At 32.5% G+C, this 20,549-nt stretch carries 16 protein-coding genes and 1 other RNA gene; 8 read left to right on the forward strand and 9 right to left on the reverse strand.

Translation table 11 applies throughout. The features are described 5' to 3' along the window. Positions 1–14: 14 nt before the first annotated feature. Positions 15–1,451 carry an ATP-dependent RecD-like DNA helicase gene (locus ACJJV4_RS02010; protein WP_405291587.1) on the reverse strand — a complete coding sequence of 479 codons (1,437 nt, stop codon included), beginning with the start codon at positions 1,449–1,451 and terminating at the stop codon, positions 15–17. Positions 1,452–1,581: 130 nt separating this feature from the next. Here ACJJV4_RS02010 and ACJJV4_RS02015 point away from each other — a divergent pair, with 130 nt between their 5' ends. From ACJJV4_RS02015 to rsmD, 3 genes are read left to right on the forward strand one after another with little or no spacing between them, the layout of a single operon-like run. Next, positions 1,582–2,319 (forward strand): hypothetical protein, encoded by a 738-nt coding sequence (locus ACJJV4_RS02015; protein WP_405291589.1) that lies wholly within the window; start codon positions 1,582–1,584, stop codon positions 2,317–2,319. Beyond that, positions 2,303–3,133 (forward strand): DUF3822 family protein, encoded by an 831-nt coding sequence (locus ACJJV4_RS02020; protein WP_405291591.1) that lies wholly within the window; start codon positions 2,303–2,305, stop codon positions 3,131–3,133. Before ACJJV4_RS02015 ends, ACJJV4_RS02020 begins: the two co-directional genes overlap by 17 nt. Further along, the gene (gene rsmD / locus ACJJV4_RS02025; protein WP_405291593.1) at positions 3,133–3,672 is read left to right on the forward strand and encodes a 16S rRNA (guanine(966)-N(2))-methyltransferase RsmD; all 540 of its coding nucleotides are present in this window, start codon (positions 3,133–3,135) and stop codon (positions 3,670–3,672) included. The genes ACJJV4_RS02020 and rsmD overlap by 1 nt, the downstream gene beginning before the upstream one ends. A 69-nt stretch (positions 3,673–3,741) precedes the next feature. On the opposite strand, the gene rnpB is transcribed toward rsmD, so the two are convergent. Then, positions 3,742–4,085: RNase P RNA component class A (gene rnpB / locus ACJJV4_RS02030), an RNA gene on the reverse strand. Positions 4,086–4,522: 437 nt separating this feature from the next. Between rnpB and ACJJV4_RS02035 the strand changes: the two genes are divergently transcribed. Then, entirely contained in the window at positions 4,523–6,256 is a 1,734-nt protein-coding gene (locus tag ACJJV4_RS02035) for a DNA polymerase III subunit gamma/tau (RefSeq protein WP_405291595.1), read from the forward strand. A gap of 227 nt (positions 6,257–6,483) precedes the next feature. Here the strand turns inward: ACJJV4_RS02035 and ACJJV4_RS02040 are convergent, their stop codons facing one another. From ACJJV4_RS02040 to ACJJV4_RS02050, 3 genes are all read right to left on the reverse strand, one after another. Then, positions 6,484–6,753, reverse strand: a complete 270-nt coding sequence (locus ACJJV4_RS02040) for a hypothetical protein (protein WP_405291597.1) — start codon at positions 6,751–6,753, stop codon at positions 6,484–6,486. A 143-nt stretch (positions 6,754–6,896) separates the two neighbouring features. Beyond that, positions 6,897–7,373: an Hsp20/alpha crystallin family protein gene (locus ACJJV4_RS02045; RefSeq protein WP_405291599.1), complete on the reverse strand. Its 477-nt coding sequence runs from the start codon at positions 7,371–7,373 to the stop codon at positions 6,897–6,899. 195 nt (positions 7,374–7,568) lie between these two features. Continuing rightward, positions 7,569–8,747 carry a DUF3095 domain-containing protein gene (locus ACJJV4_RS02050; protein ID WP_405291601.1) on the reverse strand — a complete coding sequence of 393 codons (1,179 nt, stop codon included), beginning with the start codon at positions 8,745–8,747 and terminating at the stop codon, positions 7,569–7,571. A gap of 183 nt (positions 8,748–8,930) precedes the next feature. Here ACJJV4_RS02050 and ACJJV4_RS02055 point away from each other — a divergent pair, with 183 nt between their 5' ends. Continuing rightward, a complete protein-coding gene (locus ACJJV4_RS02055) occupies positions 8,931–9,500 on the forward strand; it encodes a hypothetical protein (protein WP_405291603.1) in 570 nt (189 codons plus the stop codon). 1 nt (position 9,501) lies between these two features. Further along, complete coding sequence (locus ACJJV4_RS02060) at positions 9,502–10,083, forward strand: tRNA-(ms[2]io[6]A)-hydroxylase (protein WP_405291605.1); 582 nt, start codon at positions 9,502–9,504, stop codon at positions 10,081–10,083. 44 nt (positions 10,084–10,127) lie between these two features. Here the strand turns inward: ACJJV4_RS02060 and ACJJV4_RS02065 are convergent, their stop codons facing one another. The 4 genes from ACJJV4_RS02065 to ACJJV4_RS02080 all read right to left on the reverse strand — a co-directional run bounded on the left by ACJJV4_RS02065 (position 10,128) and on the right by ACJJV4_RS02080 (position 14,391). Beyond that, a complete protein-coding gene (locus ACJJV4_RS02065; protein ID WP_405291607.1) occupies positions 10,128–10,655 on the reverse strand; it encodes a porin family protein in 528 nt (175 codons plus the stop codon). A gap of 99 nt (positions 10,656–10,754) precedes the next feature. Then, positions 10,755–11,660: a Ppx/GppA phosphatase family protein gene (locus ACJJV4_RS02070; RefSeq protein WP_405291609.1), complete on the reverse strand. Its 906-nt coding sequence runs from the start codon at positions 11,658–11,660 to the stop codon at positions 10,755–10,757. Between the two features lies 1 nt (position 11,661). Further along, positions 11,662–13,728, reverse strand: a complete 2,067-nt coding sequence (gene ppk1 / locus ACJJV4_RS02075; RefSeq protein WP_405291611.1) for a polyphosphate kinase 1 — start codon at positions 13,726–13,728, stop codon at positions 11,662–11,664. 177 nt (positions 13,729–13,905) lie between these two features. Further along, entirely contained in the window at positions 13,906–14,391 is a 486-nt protein-coding gene (locus ACJJV4_RS02080) for a SixA phosphatase family protein (protein WP_405291613.1), read from the reverse strand. 460 nt (positions 14,392–14,851) lie between these two features. Between ACJJV4_RS02080 and ACJJV4_RS02085 the strand changes: the two genes are divergently transcribed. After that, positions 14,852–15,382 carry a hypothetical protein gene (locus ACJJV4_RS02085; RefSeq protein WP_405291615.1) on the forward strand — a complete coding sequence of 177 codons (531 nt, stop codon included), beginning with the start codon at positions 14,852–14,854 and terminating at the stop codon, positions 15,380–15,382. 31 nt (positions 15,383–15,413) lie between these two features. After that, on the forward strand, positions 15,414–20,549 hold a 5,136-nt coding region (locus ACJJV4_RS02090), incomplete at its 3' end, for a hypothetical protein (RefSeq protein WP_405291617.1).

Below are 20,549 nucleotides of genomic sequence, written 5' to 3' on the forward strand. Positions count from 1 at the left end.
ATTATACTGTTTTTTTAAGAAGGGATATCTTCCTCAAAAAATTCATCTTTAAACCCAATAAGATATAGTTTTTCTTTCGCACGAGTTGCCGCAGTGTAAAGCCAACGCAAATAATCTTTGTCAATACCATTTGGTAAGTATGGCTGCTCTACAAAAACGGTATTCCATTGTCCACCCTGAGATTTATGACAAGTTATTGCATAAGAGAATTTAACTTGTAAAGCATTAAAATGCTTGTTGCTTTTTACTTTTAGAAACTTTTTGTACTTAGAGGTTTCATCTTCAAAATCTTTCATAACTTCTTGGTAAAGTCTATTAGATTCTTCGTAAGGCAATGATGGTGTTTCTGCTTCAATGGTGTCTAGCATCAATACTGTTTCAAAAGGTTGCATTTTAGGATAATCTACCATACGCACTTTTACTTCAGCAAAACGAAACCCATATAACTCCTGAATACTAAAAATTTCTAAAACTTCAATAATATCACCATTCGCGATAAAACCGGCTTCAGTAGTTGGTTTCAGCCAAAAATAATTATTTTTTACAACCATTAAATAATCACCAGAAGACAATTCGTTTTCATTAAATAGAATACGACTTCTTATTTGCTGATTGTACATATTGGCCCGCTTATTACTACGCACAATAATAGCTGTTTCTTCATTTCCTAATTCGCTGTAAGCGTCGTTTATAGCGTCCATAATTTCGTAACCATCAACTAACCTTACAATATCCTTAAAGCCGTTTAAATCGAACTTAAAATAATCGTACACCTCTCTAGCTAATACGTCTCTTAGAATAGTTGCATTAACTAATATACCCGAATCTTGACCTTGCCTTACAACTTCGTCTAATTCCATTCTAGTAACTTCTTTATTATAATTTAAAGCTAATGTATGTTCATCCAAAGCAGGACTAATATCCAATTTTACAGGAGGTAACTGCGCCGTATCACCAATTAGTAACAACTTACAATTATGACCTGCATAAACATATTGCATTAAATCGTCTAAGAGCGATCCATTTTCCATTAATTTAGACTCACTCGGTGTATCTGGAATCATTGAAGCTTCATCGACTATAAAAATGGTGTTTTTATGCTTATTAAGTTGCAAAACAAACTTTACACCTCCACCAGAATCTTTTTTTGGAAAATATATTTTTTTATGAATGGTGAAAGCCTCTTTTCCAGAATAATTAGCGATAACTTTCGCTGCTCGGCCAGTTGGCGCCATTAAAACAGCGCTCTTTTTTGCCTTCCATAAATTGTTTACAATGGCTCCTACAATCGTTGTTTTCCCAGTACCAGCGTAGCCTTTAAGCAAATACAGTGTATTTTTATCACTTTTAAATATAAACTCTGATAATTGCTGAAGCACAATATTTTGTTTAATCGTTGGATTGAACGGAAACTGCTGTTTTATAAGGGAATAGAATTCGGTTGCTGTCATTAATTGAAAATAATTTTAGAAATTCTTCAAAGATAGAATGATTTTTATTCGCTTTGGTTTTTACGATTAAAAAAAAATTGTAGATTTGCTAAATAACGATTAATAAACTTTTTAAATTAAATAACGTATTATGTTGACATTTATTCTTATTGTGGTTGCGGTAATTTTAGGAACAATTGCCTTGGTTAAGGTGGTTGATAAATTTGTACCAAATAAATTAAAGCCTGTTTTAAATATCCTACTTTGGGTATTAATCGCCTTTTTTGGTTACCAGACATATTTGTCTATATACGAACCAATTCAATTTAATAAATTAAAAAACGAACGTTACGTTGTTGTAATTGAAAGCTTAAAAGATATTAGAGACTCAGAATTAGCACACAGACAAGTAACTGGAAAATTTACTGATAGCTTTGATAACTTAATTAAATTTATCGATACAGCAAAGTTTACTATTACACAGCGTCGTGACTCTAGTGTTGTTGATCAAGAATTAACAAGAAGATATGGTGTTGATACTTTTAAAGATATCATGATAATTGATACTTTAGGAACTGTTCCTGTAAAAGATTCATTATTTAAAAACTCTAATCGTTACAAAACCATGATGAATGTACCTGTTGGAAAAGAAGGTGCTAAGTTCGATTTAAAAGCTGGTTTTATTAATCAAAATGATATTAACATCCCTGTTTTTGAAGCTTTAGTAAAGAAAGAAGTTTTATTACACGATCAAAATCCAGATTTAGTTGCACAAGAAAACCAAGTAATTGCGGTAGATGGTGTTAATGGAGATGCTTTAAAAGTAGGCTCTATGAACGAAGTTAAAACAAACGGAAACTGGCCAAAAACTTATGGCGATAACGAATAATAATACTGCTATTATTAGCAAATTAACAAATTTAGAACTGTCCATTCAAATAAGCTTGAGTGGACTTTCTTTTTGTATCCTACATCGAGATAATAATTCAATATCTACTTTAAAAGAACTCCGCTTTAAAAAGCAATTAAACCCGCTAGAAGTTTTACAAGAACTTAAAACTTGTTTTGAAACAGAACACATGTTACAAAATAAGTTCCAAGCCGTAAACGTGATTCACGACAACGAGTTATCGACGTTAGTTCCTAAAGCCATATTTAACGAGGGCGCCATTGCCGATTATTTAAAGTTTAATTCTAAAATTTTAAAATCAGATTTTGTAACCTTCGATACTATCGATAGTAACCAAAGTGTAAACGTTTATATTCCTTACGTGAATGTTAATAATTATATTTTCGATTTATTTGGAGATTTTACATACAAGCACGCCTCTACTGTTTTAATCGAAACGATTTTCGAGGCTAATAAAACAGCTGTAGAACCTAAGTTTTATGTACATGTTAATCACAATCGCTTTGACATAGTAATTATAAACGAAGGAAAACTTCAATTTTACAATAGTTTTGAATACATCACAAAAGAAGATTTTATATATTACATACTCTTTACAGCCGAGCAACTTAACTACAATCCAGAAACTTTAAACCTTATTTTAATTGGTAATGTAATTAAAGACGATCCGTTATACAACATCGCGTACAAATATATACGCAATGTTACTTTTGGTGAGAACAACAAAAAACATGTATTTACAGAAGCCCAAAAAACAAACCATTTTAATTTCACTTTAATAAATAGCTTTTAATGCGCATAATATCAGGATTATATAAAAGTAGAAAAATATTAGCACCAAAAAACCTACCTGTTCGTCCAACCACAGATATGGCCAAAGAATCGCTATTCAATATTTTAAACAATACCTTTTATTTTGATGATGTTTCCGTCCTCGATTTATTCGCAGGTACTGGAAATATAAGCTACGAATTTGCTTCTCGCGGAACGGAACAAATTACATGTGTAGATCAAGATTTTGGATGTATTAAGTTTATAAATAAAACGGCAGAGCAATTTGATATGCCTATAAATACCATTAAAAGTGATGTCTTTAAGTTTTTAGAAAAATCGACATTGCAAAGTAATATTATATTTGCCGATCCACCATACAATTTTGATGAAGAAAAATTCGGTAAAATTCCCGAATTAGTATTTAAAAACAATATGTTATTGCCCGACGGCGTATTAATTATAGAACACTCAAAACATACCGATTTATCTAAACTAAACAACTACAGCTACTCAAAAAGTTATGGTGGTAATATGTTTAGCTTTTTCGAAAACGCATAAAAAACAACTAAACTAAATCAATTTAAACCAGAAAAAACCTTCAAGGCGCAAGCCAAGAAGGTTTTTTTATAGGTAAGTAAATCTATAAGCCGAATTCTGTACCGTTTAAGTCACTTTAAGTAAAACCTAAAATAAGCCTAAAAAGCCCTTATCATTTATCTGAGTGTTTTGTTACCAAAACACTTTAGCTGCTTACCCTCCAGCATCGGGCGTTCAACCCTCAAGCACTGGTTTACATAACATTGCACCACATAGAGTTTACCTGGTTTCACTACAGCATAATCTGTACATTCTTTCTGTTGCACTGGTCCTAACCTCTCGGCTGGTGGCCGTTAGCCACTATGTTGAACTACGGTGTCCGGACTTTCCTCCATTTTAAAATAAATTAAAACAGCGATAAGGCGATCTACTAGCCACCAAAATTACAACAAACAAATATTAAAATGCAACATAATAAACTTAAAATACAAAATAAAATTTGGGCGTTCCCCAAGGGTCGGGCTTTCCGCAGTCGCTTTTTTGTGTTGCAATAGGTGCAACAACACAATAAGAGCTCCAACAATGCTGCAATCCCTAACGCGGGTCGTTTTACAAAGTATTGGTTATGGTTAACGATAAAGTTTGTTAACTAAGGTTGAGAAGAACCAATTGAGTATAAAAATTTAAAATCAGGCTTAAAAACTATGCTTCTAAACCAAGCCCAATATTTATTTTGTTTTTTAATATTGTTATTCTTATGTTATTTCTAGGAACAAGCCGTTGTTAATAACTCCTTTTAAATTTCGTGAATACAATTAAATAATCCGGTTTGAATTTTTAACTTTGTTATTCATTCAATAGCGACGCAAATTTGGAACATTTTATAGTATCGGCTCGAAAGTACAGACCTCAAACATTTAAAGATGTAGTTGGGCAACAAGCCATTACAAATACTTTGTTAAACGCTATAGAAAATAATCATTTGGCACAAGCTCTTCTATTTACGGGTCCGCGTGGTGTTGGTAAAACAACTTGCGCACGTATTTTAGCTAAAATGATAAACAGTGATGGTAAAGAAACTGGCGAAGAAGATTTTGCTTTTAACATATTTGAACTCGATGCGGCATCTAATAACTCGGTAGATGATATTAGAAGCTTAACCGATCAAGTTCGTATACCACCGCAAGTTGGTAAATATAAAGTTTATATTATTGATGAGGTACACATGTTATCTCAGGCCGCTTTTAATGCCTTTTTAAAAACATTAGAAGAACCGCCAAAACACTGTATTTTCATTCTAGCAACTACCGAAAAGCACAAAATAATACCAACCATATTGTCGCGTTGTCAAATATTCGATTTTAAACGTATTACGGTAAAAGATGCAAAAAACTATTTAAAATACATTGCAGAAGAACAAGGCATAACAGCCGAGGATGATGCATTACATATTATTGCGCAAAAAGCCGATGGTGCTATGCGTGATGCGCTTTCTATATTTGATCGTGTGGTAAGTTTCTCTGGTAAAAATTTAACCAGACAAGCTGTAACCGAAAACTTAAACGTACTCGATTACGAAACCTATTTTGAAAGTACCGATTTAATACTCGAAAATAAAATACCAGATTTACTTATACAATTCAATAATACCTTATCTAAAGGTTTTGATGGTCATCATTTTATTGCTGGTTTGGCATCACATTTTAGAGATTTACTAGTTAGTAAAGTTCCCGCAACTATAGAGCTGCTTGAAGTTGGTGAACAAACACAAATAAAATACTTAGAGCAATCTAAAAAAGCTTCTCAAGAATTTTTAATGCAAGGTATAAATCTTGCAAACGACTGCGATCTCAAGTACAAAACCAGTAAAAACCAACGACTCCTCGTTGAACTTTGTCTCATGCAGCTTGCCTCTATCACTTTCGATGGAGAAAAAAAAAATAGCAAACATTACATAATTCCAGCGTCTTACTTTAAAAAGAAGGGTATTACTCCTATTCCGGTTACTGTTCCTGCAGCGAAGCCAAGTACCCAACCTGCCACAGAAGTAAAAACCGAAACAACCGCTAAAGCTCAGGCAGCCAAAAAAGTAGAAGAAAAACCGGCTATCAACACGCGCATAAAATTAGATTTAGCATCTGGTAGTAAGCGCCGATCCGGATTATCTTTAAGTAGTATTCGTGCTAAAAAAGAACACCAAATAAAACAACTAGAAGTTGTTGTTGATGAGGAAAACCTACCTACTGAAGACTTTACAGAAGAAGCTTTTATGGAAGCTTGGAACTTTTTTCTGGATAAACTTAAAAAGGATGGTAAACACAATTTAGCATCTATCTTAAATATGGATAAGCCTAAACTAAAAGGCACCGATATTCATTTAACCTTTCCCACGGAAACTAATAAAAAAGAAGTCATGCAAGGCCAATACGACCTCATGACTTACATTAGAACTAAACTAAGCAATTTTGATCTTAGCTTAGTTATTACCGTAAACGAGGTAATGAATAAAAAATACGTTTTTACTCCTCAAGATAAATACGAAAAGCTTGTTGAAGCTAACCCGAGTTTAGAGCTTTTACGTCGTACTTTCGATTTAGATTTATAATTATCACATTTATACTATCACTATTCTTCATCTTCTTCAGGTGAAACGAACTCAGACTGATACTTTTCTAAAAACTGTTTCTGTTTTAAAAACAAATCTTGAGTTATTTGATCTATATCCATAAAGTCTGTACCGAAATCGCTTCCGAAGAAATCATCATTAAAGAAATGTTTACTAAAAAGGGAATCTTTAGAAAATATATTTTCAAAGCCTTGATGTTCAAATCGTTAATAATTCGTGAAAAATTTAGACTTAAAACTTTGCATTAAACTATCGCGATCTATAGGCGATAATCCTTCCATATTATTGCTAGAAGACCAAGAGTAAATGCTATCGTATTTAATTAAATTTCCATTCTCATCAAATTCTTTATCCACTTTCCAAGATCCTTTTGGTTTCTCTATTTCGGTAATTTCTACTTTTTTATCTTCATTTTTTTGTCCGTTGCAATTAACACTTAACAATGCAACTGCTAATAATAAAACACACTTTTTCATGATTTAAATTTTGAGTTAAACATTTATTTATATCTAAAAACGACATAGTTCACTAAACAATAAAGCTTTAACAAAGTAAGGCTGAAAAAATTCAGCCTCACTAATAATCTAATAATCCGTTTGCTTAAAGTTTAGTTCTACTGTTAAGAAATTCTAATTTGTCTCGCTGGTTTTTGTTTAGCCTCTTCTTTTTTAGGTAAAAGAATATTTAAAATACCATCTTGGTAATTGGCCGAAATATTATCATCGTTTACCGTTTCTGGTAAAGTGAATGTTCTTTTAAAAGCCGAGTAACCAAACTCCTTACGCGTATAGTTTTCTTGCTGCTCTTCGTGCGTTTCTTTTTTCTCTGTGGAAATAGATAACACGTTATGATCTAAATCTAATTTGAAATCCGATTTTTTTAATCCGGGAACAGCCATTTCAACAACATAAGCATCGGCAGTTTCCTTAATATTAACTTTTGGTAAAGAGACACCTGTATTAAAATTAGAGGTAAATACAGAAGGTAAATCTCTGTTAAAAATATCATCTAACCAATTAGAAGTACTTGGGAAGCTTGCATTTGAATTTGTGTTTGCTAAACTTCCGTTTTTAGGAACATTTACTAAATTGCTCATAATTACAAAATTTTAAATTAAACATGTTTTTCAAACTTGAAACCTTTTCGATTTCGAAGTATATTAAACAAAAAAAATACCAAACGCATTCTTTTTTGTTTGAAGTAGATATTTCTGTCATTTTTTCAGAATATTTGACAGAAGTTCATTTTAAATAATGAAATATTGGCATTTTAAGATAATCTATATCAGGTATTATCGCCTTAACTGTAGCTTCTTCATTTTTTCTTTAAACATGATAGCTGCACTAGTATAACCACCTTCTGTACCATCGACAAAATGTATGTGCTTTTCTTGGCGGTCTTCTATATAACAAGACATTATAGATGCGTGTGTAATATGTATTCCATAAATAATTTTATACTGAGCTTCTAAATTGTTCAAGAACGTTTTTAAAGTCTCTACCTGGTCTTCAGTCCCAGAAATTACGGTATTTAAAAAGCCATCTAGCATTATGGTATCGGTTAATTGAGCGATACGTTTTTTCTGAAGTTTACCTGCTTTAAAAAATTTAAAATAAACGATACCAATTAAGGTTATAAACCAATTACTAAGCAAGTAACCAATCCGGAACTTACCGATTTTAGCATTCATCTCTTTTCTAATTTTTTGTAGAGAAGGATCTAGCTTTAGCATATCACTTGTAATTGGATTTCTATTAATTAAAGATCCAAAAATCACATCTACTTCCTTCATAATATCACTATAAACTTCGGCTTGTATATTTTCATCATCACAATCAACAAGAAGACAAATTACTTTTTTATCTGTTTTATTTGGGTATATTTCATCCCAACGGCACTCCATACCATTTAAATTAAGCTTGGTTGCTTCCTGATCTGAAATATCTGTAGATTTAAAACTTTCTTTAATAATTCGCTCGGCATATTTAAGCCCATTTCCTAGTACAACAGGGGTGGTTAAATACCTATTATGTCTCAATTTAGTAATTCTTAATGCAATATTATTCTCATAAACGTGATGCACTTCCAAATACCCAACCCTTAAATTTAACTGGGTTGATTTTTTAATATGTTGACTATAATTATTTAAAGCTAACAGAATAGGTTGCAATACACTGTTAGGAACTATAAACGTAGACCCATCACCACCAAAAAAATACGGAATCTTAATTTTATTATTTACAGTTTTTAAAGTATTTAAAACAGTAATTATACTTCCTGTAGCACTTAAATTCACATCATTATGAAAGCCACGAGCCACAGCATCTGTGGAGTTCTCGATATCGGTAACAACTATGGCCCAATTTTTTGGAACATTAAAAAATAGGGTTTCATCCTTTAAAAGATTAGCTAAAGGCAAACTGCTTTTAGGAATATTTTTATAGAAATTTAAATTATTTTTCTTGTTCAAACTAATTGAGGGTATTTGAATATCCGGATTTAAAGGTAACACTTATCAATGAATAAAAATACCAGAATTTAAAACCTATTCTTTTTATTACAATTTCAAAGAATCCGTCTTTTATCTTTTACAGCATTAGCATGAATTTTGGTATCTTTGAATGTCTTTAGTTGTAATAATTCAATAAAAAACATGAAGAAACTTATATTTTTAATACTTATTATTTCCATTGTTTTTGCGCACTTCGATGGACAGGGCCGTAAACATAGTAATAATCGTGATGTTTTACAAAGCGCGGATTTATTAGAGTCTTTTTCTAAAAAAGTAAAGTTTACACCTAATGAACCTGTTGAAATCATAACTGATACTATTTTAAGCACTGGCTTTGAAGTGAAATTAAAATACCATTCGCTTGAAAATAACTTTATATCTCATACTACCACAGCAGAAGATCTTAGCATTAAAGAAACGCATTACAAAGATTTTGAAGCAGAGTTGAGGCTTTTAATACATGGCAAATTAGTAACCGAAGGTTTAATAAATAAAAGTTTGTTTGAAAGCTACGCTAATGCGGAATTTTGGAAGCATGCCATTATGCAACACGTTTGGATAGATTATCAAAATTCTACAGAGCAGTATGTGCAGTTAAACACCTCTTTTCGCGTTCTAGAAACCGAAACTTATAAAGACTTCAGTATTTTAATTAATTCCTTAGGATCAATTAAAATTAAAGAAATAAATTTGCTCTCAAATACCATTTAATATGTTAGGCTTAAAATTACCAACCGACCCACGCTGGGTAAATATTGTAGAAAAAAATATTAAAGAAATATTAATCGATCATGCCTTTTGTGAACAAAAAGCGACGAGTACGGCTATTTCATTAATTGTTAGTTTTCCTGAATACACCGAGTTGGTGCAAGAAATGGTAGCTTTGGTAAAAGAAGAAATTAGCCATTTTAAAATGGTACATGATAAAATTTTGGAGCGTGGTTGGGTTTTAGGACGCGATCGTCGTGATGACTACGTTATTGAGCTTTTAAAATTTTTCCCTAAGGGTGGAAGTCGAACAACCCAATTGGTGCATAGATTGTTGTATGCTGCTTTAATTGAAGCTAGAAGTTGTGAGCGTTTTAGATTACTTTCGATAGAACTAGAAGATAAAGAACTTGCTGAATTCTACAGAAATTTAATGGTAAGTGAAGCTAACCATTATACCATGTTTTTAGGTTTTGCAAGACAATATGGCGAAAAAAAAGAAGTTGACACCAAATGGCAGCAACTTCTTGAATATGAAGCTAAAATTATGTTGAACTTAAGTAAGTCTGAAACTATACATGGGTAAAACCAAAATAATTAGACTAAATTAAGCCGCATAATTCCTTTTACTTAAAATTTATAACCAACTCCAATTTGGATATTTCTATTTCTGGCTGCAATACCTAAATTTTCATCAAAAATATTAGAAAAACCGTAAGTATATCTAATATCTGCAAAAAGCATTAAGTTAATTTTATACTCTACAGAAGCTAATCCAGAATATGCAAAATTACGAATGCCATCCTCGAATTTATGCACTTTTAACCCTACTTGTGGACCAACACCCGCATGGAATTTTTCACTTATTCTATAACGAAGTAAAATAGGCACTTGTAAATAATCTAGATTAATTCTTTCATCTTTTGCTCCTTCTGCAGAAAATTGAAATTCCGGCATTAATGAAAGTGTTTTATTTAGGCTAATTGTTGCAAAAGCTCCAAAATAAACACTATTTCTGTGCTTATTTTCAATAGTATAAGGATCGTCGAAATCTAAATTAGAAATATTATAACCACCACGAACACCGTATTTTACATCTTGTGAAAAACCGTAAAAAGATAGGCTTAATAATAGGGTAAAGAGTAATATTTTTTTCATAATGAATAGGTTTGGGTTTGTAATTAAAACAATAATGTGTCTGCGAATATATATTATAAAATTAAAAGCGTACAATTAATGTAGGTAAAGTGCAATATTTTACTGTGTAATACTCGATACTGTATCATAGTAAATACTTTTTATGATACCATCTGCCAATCCTATTTTAGGAACGTAGATGTTTTTTGCTCCACTCCACTTCATGGCAGACATATAAATTCGCATAGCAGGAATAATTACATCGGCTCTATCTTGATTTAAATCCAATTCAGTGATACGCTCTTCGTAAGAATAACTTTGAAGGGTATTATAATAAGACGTCATGTAAAAATAAGTCAAAGGTTTTCCCATAGCCTTACCAGAAATTTTAAATATTTTATTAATATTTCCACCAGAACCAATAACTTCAATTTTGTCGTAAATTTTAGTATTAACATCAATCCAAGTTTGTAATTCTTGCCAGGTTTCTTTTTTCACCATATCGTTTAACAATCGAACAGTACCTATTTTAAAAGATCGTGAAATCACTTGTTTTCCATGGTCTATTACTGTGAATTCAGTACTTCCACCACCCACATCTACATAGAGGTATATTTTATTTGGATCTATAAATTTATTTAAATCTGTTGCGGCAATTATAGCTGCTTCCTCTTCTCCATCGATAACATCAATCTGTATTCCTGCATGTTTTAATACGGCTTCCACAACCTTAGATCCATTATCCGATTCTCGCATAGCAGATGTGGCACAAGCTTTATACTTAACCACTTTGTGAGATTTCATAAGCAATTTAAAAGCTAGCATGGTATCAAGAATACGAGCAGTATTTTCTTTTGAAATTTTATTTTTGATAAACACATCGGCTCCTAAACGAATAGGTACACGAACCAACGAGTTTTTTTTAAATTGAACTGGTCTGCCCTTTTGCTCAATAATATTTGAAATTAACAGCCTAACTGCATTGGAACCAATATCTATGGCCGCGTATTTTTTTATTGAAAGCATATTAGTTTTCTAATTTTTTAAGATAATAATCGTAAACAACAAATTGAGATCTCACTTGTTCTTTAGCACTTACTTTATATTCGTTTTCTTGTGAATCGTTCAATATTCTTGCTTTAACGTTATCGTTCCAACTAATATCAAAGGTTTCTATTATTTCTTTTTTAACATCTTCATCATAAATAGGGCAACTTACTTCTACCCTATTTTCAATATTTCTACTCATCCAATCGGCAGACGAAATATAAATTTTCATGTCGCCATCATTTCCAAACATATATACTCTAGAATGCTCTAAAAATTTATCGACAACACTAATTACTTCAATATTCTCACTCATACCTTTAATTCCGGGGATGAGAGAACAAATACCACGTACAATCATTTGAATTTTTACACCTGCACGGCTAGCTTCATACAATTTATCAATCATGGTGTAACTTGACACACTATTCATTTTTAATCGTATTAAGCCTTGTTTGCCATTCTGCACATGCTCAATCTCTCTATCAATTAATTTGAATATAGATTTTTGTGTATAGTGAGGAGATACAATTAAATGCTTATAACTATAAATTTTGTAATTAGCTTGGAAGAAACTAAATATTTTATTGACGTCTTTTAAAATACGCTGATCCGCTGTAAACAACGTGTAATCTGTATAAATTTTAGCTGTTGATTCATTAAAATTACCTGTACTTATAAATCCATAGCGCTTAAGTTTTTTACCTTCTTCACGTTCTACAACACACATTTTACTATGCACTTTTAGACCAGCAACACCAAATATTAGGTTGATGCCTTCACTCTGCATTTGCTCAGCATAATCTATATTAGCTTGCTCATCGAACCTAGCACGTAGCTCAATAGATACAGTAACAGCTTTACCATTAATAGCCGCATTAATAAGAGCACTGGCTATATGCGAAATTTGCGCTAAACGATAAATAGTAATTTTTATGGTCTTCACCTTTGGATCTAAAGCGGCTTCGCGTAAAAACTTGACAACGTATGAAAAAGTTTGATAAGGTGCGTAAAGCAAATAATCCTTCTTGGTAATAGCCTGAAAGATACTTTCTTGAAAACTAAGCCCTTTTATTAGTAAAGGTTCTATTTTATCATAAAGTAAATCTTGCCTACCTAAACTCGGGAAGCCCATATAATCTCTACGATTATGGTATCGACCACCAGGAATAATACTATCAGTATCATCAATTCCCATTTTAGACATTAAATACTGTAACGTTTCTTTATGTATGGTTTTATCATACACAAAACGCACAGGTTCGCCAACTTGGCGGTGCTTTACACTATCTGATATTTTATCGATAAAACTTTTACTTAAATCGCTATCAAAATCCAATTCACCATCTCTAGTAATTTTGATCATATGCGCAGAAATGGTTTTGTAATCGAAAATATTAAAAATATCTCTTAAGCAATATCGTAATAAATCATCTATTAATATAATATAACTCTTATTACCCTGTTTTGGCAACTCTACAAAACGGTCTATAGATTTTGGTATTTCTATTAAAGCGAATTGCTTTTTATCCCCAGCCATAAGCATACGAACCGCCAAATATGCCGCACTATCCTTTAAATTTGGTAGTACTACCAAATCGTTAAGAATTATGGTAACTAAAGCCGGACTTACCGTTTTAATAAAATAATTACTTATAAAATCATGCTGAGAAGGATCAATTTGAGTTTCATTTATAATATAAATATCCTCTTTTTCTAATTTAGACTTAATGGTGTTTAAAATATCTAAACTTTCACTTTGTTGCTTTATTACAATTTGAGTAATTATATCCAGCAACTCTTTAGCTTTTATACCACCTAACTCATTTTTACCACCTTTACCGGCTTCTACAATACGTTTTACTGTGGCGTAACGAACTTTAAAAAATTCATCTAAATTATTAGAAAAAATCCCTAAAAAACGTAAACGTTCTATGAGAGGTACATTACTGCAAGAAGCCTCTTGCAATACTCTTGCATTAAATTGTAACCAGCTTATTTCTCTATTTATATAGCTGTTATTATGGACAGGTTCAGTTTTTATCATTGTAATTTTAATTGAAAACATGTAAAAAACAAATATATTCTATTTACATGTAAAAAGACAGTAATTTTGAGTTATCAAATATTTAAATTTAAAGAAATATTTTACTATTTCGACCATAATTAAACACCAATTATCGAAGATTTATAAAAAACAAAAACATAAAAAACCTTAACTAACTTATTTTAAGTCTTTTGGATAAATTATAGTTATGGTATCTCCGTTTTTTATCGCCTCCCAATCATTAACATTAAAATTTATAATAACAACGCCACAAGTAGCAACATTATCAATAAATTTATCTCCAAACTGATTTACAAAGGCTGTAATAGCATGATTATGACCAAAAACCATTAAGGTATTCACAGCTTTTGAACAGGATTTTATAACCCGAGTTAATAATTCGCCAGAAAAGTCATACACCTCATGGTTGTACTGAATTTTTTCCGAAGGAATTTCAAGATTAGAAATAAATATTTCTGCTGTTGTTTTTGCTCGTATGGCATCACTAGAAATCACTAAATCAGGCAATAAAAGATAATCTTGAAAATGATTAGACACAAGGTTTGCGTCCTCCAACCCGCGTTTATTTAAGGGGCGTTCATGATCGATTACATCATGTTTCCATGAAGATTTAGCGTGACGTATTAGTATTAATTTTTTCATTTTTATCGATAAAAATCAAATTACATCGACAAATAGTTGTTTTACTTGCTGAAATTCGATTTATTTGTACATAAATTTATTAAAAAAAATGAGTTGCTCAGAGTTTTACTAAATTATATTTAAAAGAAGTAAGACCTATCGTTCAAAATGTACTAATAACCGATTAAGTGAAACGCACTTAACCTTACAACGAGTTTATGAGTGATTTACCATTTATATTTGATTAACATGCTTTCAATGCTTTCTTTTGATGAACCTATAAAATAGCAAAAATTATGACCCCAAATCTAATTTTAAACCTAATATCAGCATTGTTTTGCAGTGCTTTGGCATTTTGGTTCTTCCCTAAGAAGACTTTGAACATATTATTTGAAAGACACAAATAGTGCATACCTGAGACTAGTTTGAAGGGAGATGTGCCCTAATGTGTTATTATATATTAAAAATTGACTGAATGATTATGAAAAACAACTTATCTCACCTACTTAAAAGTATAACGCTGTTTTGCGCTATAGTGCTTTTATCTAATCACGAAAGTAATGCTCAAGAAAATGGGATTTACGAGTTAAATGCATCTAGCCAATTTTCTAGGGCAACATCTAGTAAATCTAAAACTACAAATACGAGAACCGAATTTTATAATCTTTCTCAAAAATTGCATCCAACAGCATATTTAGCTAAAAATAGGTTAAAAAATAAATACGGCGACGGTGATGTTGTAAAACTATCTTTAGATGACGTTGCTTCTCTAGATTTAGTAAAGCAAGATGAATCAAACTATAATAATGTGGAATTAATTACAATAACCTTAAAACGTTTTAGTGACTTAAATACACCCATAAATTTATCTACCACCTCTGGATTAGCGAAATTAAAGTATCTTTATATAAGATGCCTTTTTGATTGTAATAACGAACAAATAAAAGGTTTTGTAAAAAACATCTCGAACAGTAATGTACGTGTGTTTTACACATCTGCTAGACCTTCATAACATAATATTTCGATTTTAATAAAATTAAGAAATGAAAAAAATCTACTCAAAACAATTTTCAGTATTTAACACATCACTTCATTTGATGTGTTTTGCTGTATTGCTTCTCTTATCAGTTTTTAAAGGTTATAGCCAGGTAATTGTTGACTTTACTCCAAGACAAAGTTCTTTTAATATACAAGGTGATTTTTCTATGATTGGAAACACCAACCTTACCCTAGCAGATTATGATGATACCTCTAGTAATGGTGAAGACATGATTTATGTGGATATCGATGGTGATACTAGAACATTTAACTCTTCATCTTCTCAATTGGAATTTTCAACTGAAAATGGTGCTCTTCCAGAATGTTCAAATATTATATATGCTGGTCTTTATTGGACGGGTAGATCTAGTCTTGATGGTGCAGATGCAAATGATGATGGTGACGGAAACTCAAATACATTTTCTGTAACAAAAGATGGTACAACTAAGGTGTTTGATAAAACTAAAGTTTTGTTTAAAGGCCCTGGTTTTGGTTATCAAGAAATTACGGCTACAGGAATTCAATTTCCTGATAATGCATCTAACAATATGTATGCGGCTTATGCCGATGTTACTCAAATTGTTATTGACAATGGTGGTGCAGGTACCTATACTGTTGGAGATATTGCAACTATTGAAGGTAATGGTTACCCAACTGGTTATTATGGTGGTTGGGGTTTAGTTGTTGTTTATGATAACTATAAAATGAAATGGCGTGATATTACTGTTTTTGATGGATTTGCTTATGTAAGTTCTGGTGGAGGAAACCAATTTATCGATATAAATGGATTTAAAGCTGTTGAAAACGGCGATGTTAATATTAAGTTTGGTGTTATGGCCGGTGAGGGTGATGTTGGAGTTGGTGGAGACCGACTGTCTATTATTATCCCGAATGCAGGTGATGATAAAGATAATCTTTCTACTTTAGATGATAATAGTTATCGAGATTTAGTGCACCCAGGAAATGTTGACAGTAACTTTTTTAATTCTTCTATTTATACACATGGTGGCGTTCCCGGAAAACGAACTCCAGATTTAGCCAATAATACAGGTGTAGATATTGCGATGTTCAATATTGAGAATTCTGACAAATCTTTAATTCGAAACGGACAAGATTATACAAGATTTAAATATAACTCTACTCAGGATACTTATATTATTTTTAATGCAACTTTTGCTGTAGATGCATATATTCCAGAACCTGAAGGTGTTTTAACAGCTACAACTGTTAGTGGATCACCAACGAGTAGTTTAAATCCAACGGATCAAGCTGTTTATGCAATTGATATTAAAAATAGAGGGTCGGAAGCAACAGATAATACTACATTAACGATTCCGCTTCCAGATTCTGTTGATCCAGATAATTTAGATATCAATTATAAAACAAATACAGCTTATGTTCCTGTAACTTCTACTCCCACATATGTTAGTACCATTGGTACTAATGGAGCTATTGTTTGGAATATTGGTACATTACCTGTACCACCAGATCCAGATATCATATTAGCTAGTATAAGCTTTTCTTTAACCGTAACAACAGATTGCGAATTTTATGAAGATCGTACTGATAAATTTGTTTCCGTTAACGGGAAAATTAGTGGTGTTGGACAAACCTCGGGAGCACCATTCGACTTGACTTTAATTCAAGGATATGAAATGTCTGGTAATTGTATTGGAGCAACCATAGCTGCACCAATAGTTATTCCTATTACATACAGAGATTATGTAAACTCACCTCCTACTGGAGATGCTCCTGCTGCTGTTACAGTTGCATGTGGTGAAGAATTACCTTTGGCAGATATAACTTCGGTAACAAATTTACGAGATAACTCTGGTGATGTACCTACTGTTGCTTTTGTAGACGATGTTTCTAATAACGCATCTCCTGAAATTATTACAAGAACATATAGTATTTCTGACGAATGTGGTAATGTTACCAATGTAACTCAAGAAATTACTAGAATGCCATCTCCACCTCCAACAGCAATTTGTCAAGATTTTGCAGTTACACTCGACGCTAGTGGAAATGCTACAATAACAGCAGATCAAATAAATAACGGGTCTTCTGCATGTAGTGGGGGTGTCACGTTGTCTGTTTCACCATCTACATTTACATGCTCTAATGTTGGTGCCAATACAGTAACCCTTACCGTTACAGATGAAGGCGGACAAACGTCTACTTGCACATCAACCGTTACGGTAACTGATGATATAGATCCTGTAGCACTTTGCCAAAATGCAACAATTTATTTAAATGCTGCTGGCGGAGCTACTCTAGATCCAAGTGATATTGATGCTGGTTCTAATGATATTTGTGGAATTAAAACTTTAGAAGTTGATAAGGAATCTTTTACTTGTGCAGATCTAGGTAGCAATACCGTAACGCTTACAGTAACTGATAATAATGACAACGTTTCCACTTGTACTGCTGAAGTTATTGTTGAAGATAACGTTCCTCCAACAGCTATATGTACAAACATTACTATACAACTAGATGCTTCAGGTAGTGCTAGTATTGTTCCTGAAGATATAGACGGTGGATCTAGCGATAATTGTACAACAATTACACTTTCTGCTTCTCAAAGTACTTTTGACTGTACTAATTTAGGTGAGAACTCTGTAATATTAACGGTTACAGATGGTAACAATTTAGAAAGTACGTGTACAGCTTTAGTTACCGTTGAAGATAATGTGGCTCCGGAAGCCATATGTTTTAGTGATATTGATGTTGCTATTGATAGTGCTGGTAATGCTTCAATTTCTGTAGCTGATATCAATAATGGATCAACTGATAATTGCTCTATTGACACCATCACTATTGATCAAACAGAATTTGATTGTTCCAATCTTGGAGCTAATACCGTAACATTAACGGTTACTGATACATCAGGAAACATTGATACGTGTACAACCACAGTTAATATTGTCGATAATCAGGGGCCTGCTGTTGCTTGTAAGAATATAACAGTTGAGTTGGATAATACGGGCGTGGCTACAATTGTACCTGGAGATATAGATGATGGGTCTAGCGATTGTAGTGGCCTTGGCTCTACATCATTATCACAATCAATATTCGACTGTTCTAATTTGGGAGATAATAATGTAACCCTAACAGTTATTGATAATGTAGGAAACGAAGAATCTTGTACAGCAGTAGTAACAGTTTTAGATACTGTTAAGCCTACAGTGATATGTCAAGACTTTACTGCACAATTAGATACTACCGGAAATGTAACAATTACCACAGCAAATATTGATAACGGTAGTAGTGATGCTTGTGGAATAGACACAATAACTTTAGATGTTACTACTTTTAACTGTGATAACATTGGAAACAACGCCGTTACTTTAACGGTTACAGATTTAAATGGCAATTCAGATTCATGTACAGCAAATGTAACTGTTGAAGATAATGTAGCTCCTACAGCGCTTTGTCAAGCTATAACTGTTCAACTTGATGCCACTGGTAATGCTAGTATAACTGCTGATCAAATTGATAATGGTTCTACAGACGCTTGTGGAATTGCTTCACTTGCGCTTGATATTACCACATTCGATTGTACCAGCGTAGGTGACAATACTGTTGAATTGACAGTTACAGATAATAATGGAAATTCTTCAATATGTACTACTACTGTAACAGTTGAAGATAATGTACCTCCTACAGCACTTTGTCAAGCAATAACAGTGCAATTAGATAATACGGGTAATGCTTCAATTACACCAAATCAAATAGATAATGGTTCTATAGATTCATGTGGAGTTGACACACTCACCTTAGATATTACAACATTCGATTGTTCTAATATTGGAGACAATACAGTTGAATTAACAGTAACTGATATAAATGGAAACTCTGCAACATGTACTACTACAGTAACGGTTGAAGACAACATTCCTCCTACTGCAATTTGCCAACCTCTTACAGCACAACTAGATGCTACAGGCAATGTTACTATAACCCCAGAAAGTGTAAATAATGTATCTACAGATGCTTGTGGTATTCAATCACTATCATTAGATAAAACAACATTTGATTGCTCTAACATTGGAGACAACACTGTAGAATTAACGGTAACTGATAATAACGGAAATTCTGCAACTTGCACTACTATCGTAACCATTGAAGATAATGTAGCACCAGAAGTGTTATGTAAAGATGTTACTGTTCAATTATCAGGTGAAGGTTTTGTAACTATTTTACCTTCAGATATTGATAATGGCTCTTTTGATACTTGTGCTGATATAACAATGAGCGTTTCGCCTAGTGTTCTAGAATGTTCTAACGTTGGTGATAACACGGTTACATTAACTGTAACAGACGAAGACGGAAATCAAAATACATGTACTGCAACAGTAACGGTAGAAGATATTACACCACCAACAGCAATATGCCAAGCTATAACAGTACAATTAGATGCTACTGGTAATGCAACAATAACTCCAGACCAAATAGAAAATGGATCAACAGACTCATGTGGGCTAGATACATTTGCATTAGACATAACTACCTTTGATTGTTCTAATATTGGAGACAATACGGTTGAATTAACAGTAACTGATATTAATGGAAACTCTTCAACATGTACAACTATAGTAACGGTTGAAGACAACGTTCCTCCTACTGCAATTTGCCAACCTCTTACAGCACAACTAGATGCTACAGGCAATGTTACTATAACCCCAGAAAGTGTAAATAATGTATCTACAGATGCTTGTGGTATTCAATCACTATCATTAGATAAAACAACATTTGATTGCTCTAACATTGGAGACAATACTGTAGAATTAACGGTAACTGATAATAACGGTAATTCTGCAACTTGTACTACTACTGTTACCATTGAAGATAATGTAGCACCGGAAGTACTATGTAAAGATGTTACTGTTCAATTATCAGGTGAAGGTTTTGTAACTATTTCACCTTCAGATATTGATAATGGCTCTTTTGATAATTGCGGTGATATAACAATGAGCGTTTCGCCTAGTATTTTAGAATGTTCTAATGTTGGTGATAACACGGTTACATTAACTGTAACAGATGAAGAGGGAAATCAAAATACTTGTATTGCCACAGTAACAGTAGAAGATATTACACCACCAACAGCAATATGCCAAGCTATAACAGTACAATTAGACGCT

This window comes from Algibacter sp. Ld11 (assembly GCF_045066735.1).
Taxonomy (GTDB): Bacteria; Bacteroidota; Bacteroidia; order Flavobacteriales; family Flavobacteriaceae; genus Algibacter.

What these genes read in the sequence shown, in the direction of transcription:
- ppk1 (WP_405291611.1), bottom strand. Translation starts at nt 13,728, where the DNA reads ATGATAAAAACTGAACCTGTCCATAATAACAGCTATATAAATAGAGAA.
- ACJJV4_RS02045 (WP_405291599.1), bottom strand. Translation starts at nt 7,373, where the DNA reads ATGAGCAATTTAGTAAATGTTCCTAAAAACGGAAGTTTAGCAAACACA.
- ACJJV4_RS02010 (WP_405291587.1), bottom strand. Translation starts at nt 1,451, where the DNA reads ATGACAGCAACCGAATTCTATTCCCTTATAAAACAGCAGTTTCCGTTC.
- ACJJV4_RS02060 (WP_405291605.1), top strand. Translation starts at nt 9,502, where the DNA reads ATGTTAGGCTTAAAATTACCAACCGACCCACGCTGGGTAAATATTGTA.
- ACJJV4_RS02015 (WP_405291589.1), top strand. Translation starts at nt 1,582, where the DNA reads ATGTTGACATTTATTCTTATTGTGGTTGCGGTAATTTTAGGAACAATT.
- ACJJV4_RS02080 (WP_405291613.1), bottom strand. Translation starts at nt 14,391, where the DNA reads ATGAAAAAATTAATACTAATACGTCACGCTAAATCTTCATGGAAACAT.
- rsmD (WP_405291593.1), top strand. Translation starts at nt 3,133, where the DNA reads ATGCGCATAATATCAGGATTATATAAAAGTAGAAAAATATTAGCACCA.
- ACJJV4_RS02085 (WP_405291615.1), top strand. Translation starts at nt 14,852, where the DNA reads ATGAAAAACAACTTATCTCACCTACTTAAAAGTATAACGCTGTTTTGC.
- ACJJV4_RS02065 (WP_405291607.1), bottom strand. Translation starts at nt 10,655, where the DNA reads ATGAAAAAAATATTACTCTTTACCCTATTATTAAGCCTATCTTTTTAC.
- ACJJV4_RS02055 (WP_405291603.1), top strand. Translation starts at nt 8,931, where the DNA reads ATGAAGAAACTTATATTTTTAATACTTATTATTTCCATTGTTTTTGCG.
- ACJJV4_RS02020 (WP_405291591.1), top strand. Translation starts at nt 2,303, where the DNA reads ATGGCGATAACGAATAATAATACTGCTATTATTAGCAAATTAACAAAT.
- ACJJV4_RS02070 (WP_405291609.1), bottom strand. Translation starts at nt 11,660, where the DNA reads ATGCTTTCAATAAAAAAATACGCGGCCATAGATATTGGTTCCAATGCA.
- ACJJV4_RS02040 (WP_405291597.1), bottom strand. Translation starts at nt 6,753, where the DNA reads ATGAAAAAGTGTGTTTTATTATTAGCAGTTGCATTGTTAAGTGTTAAT.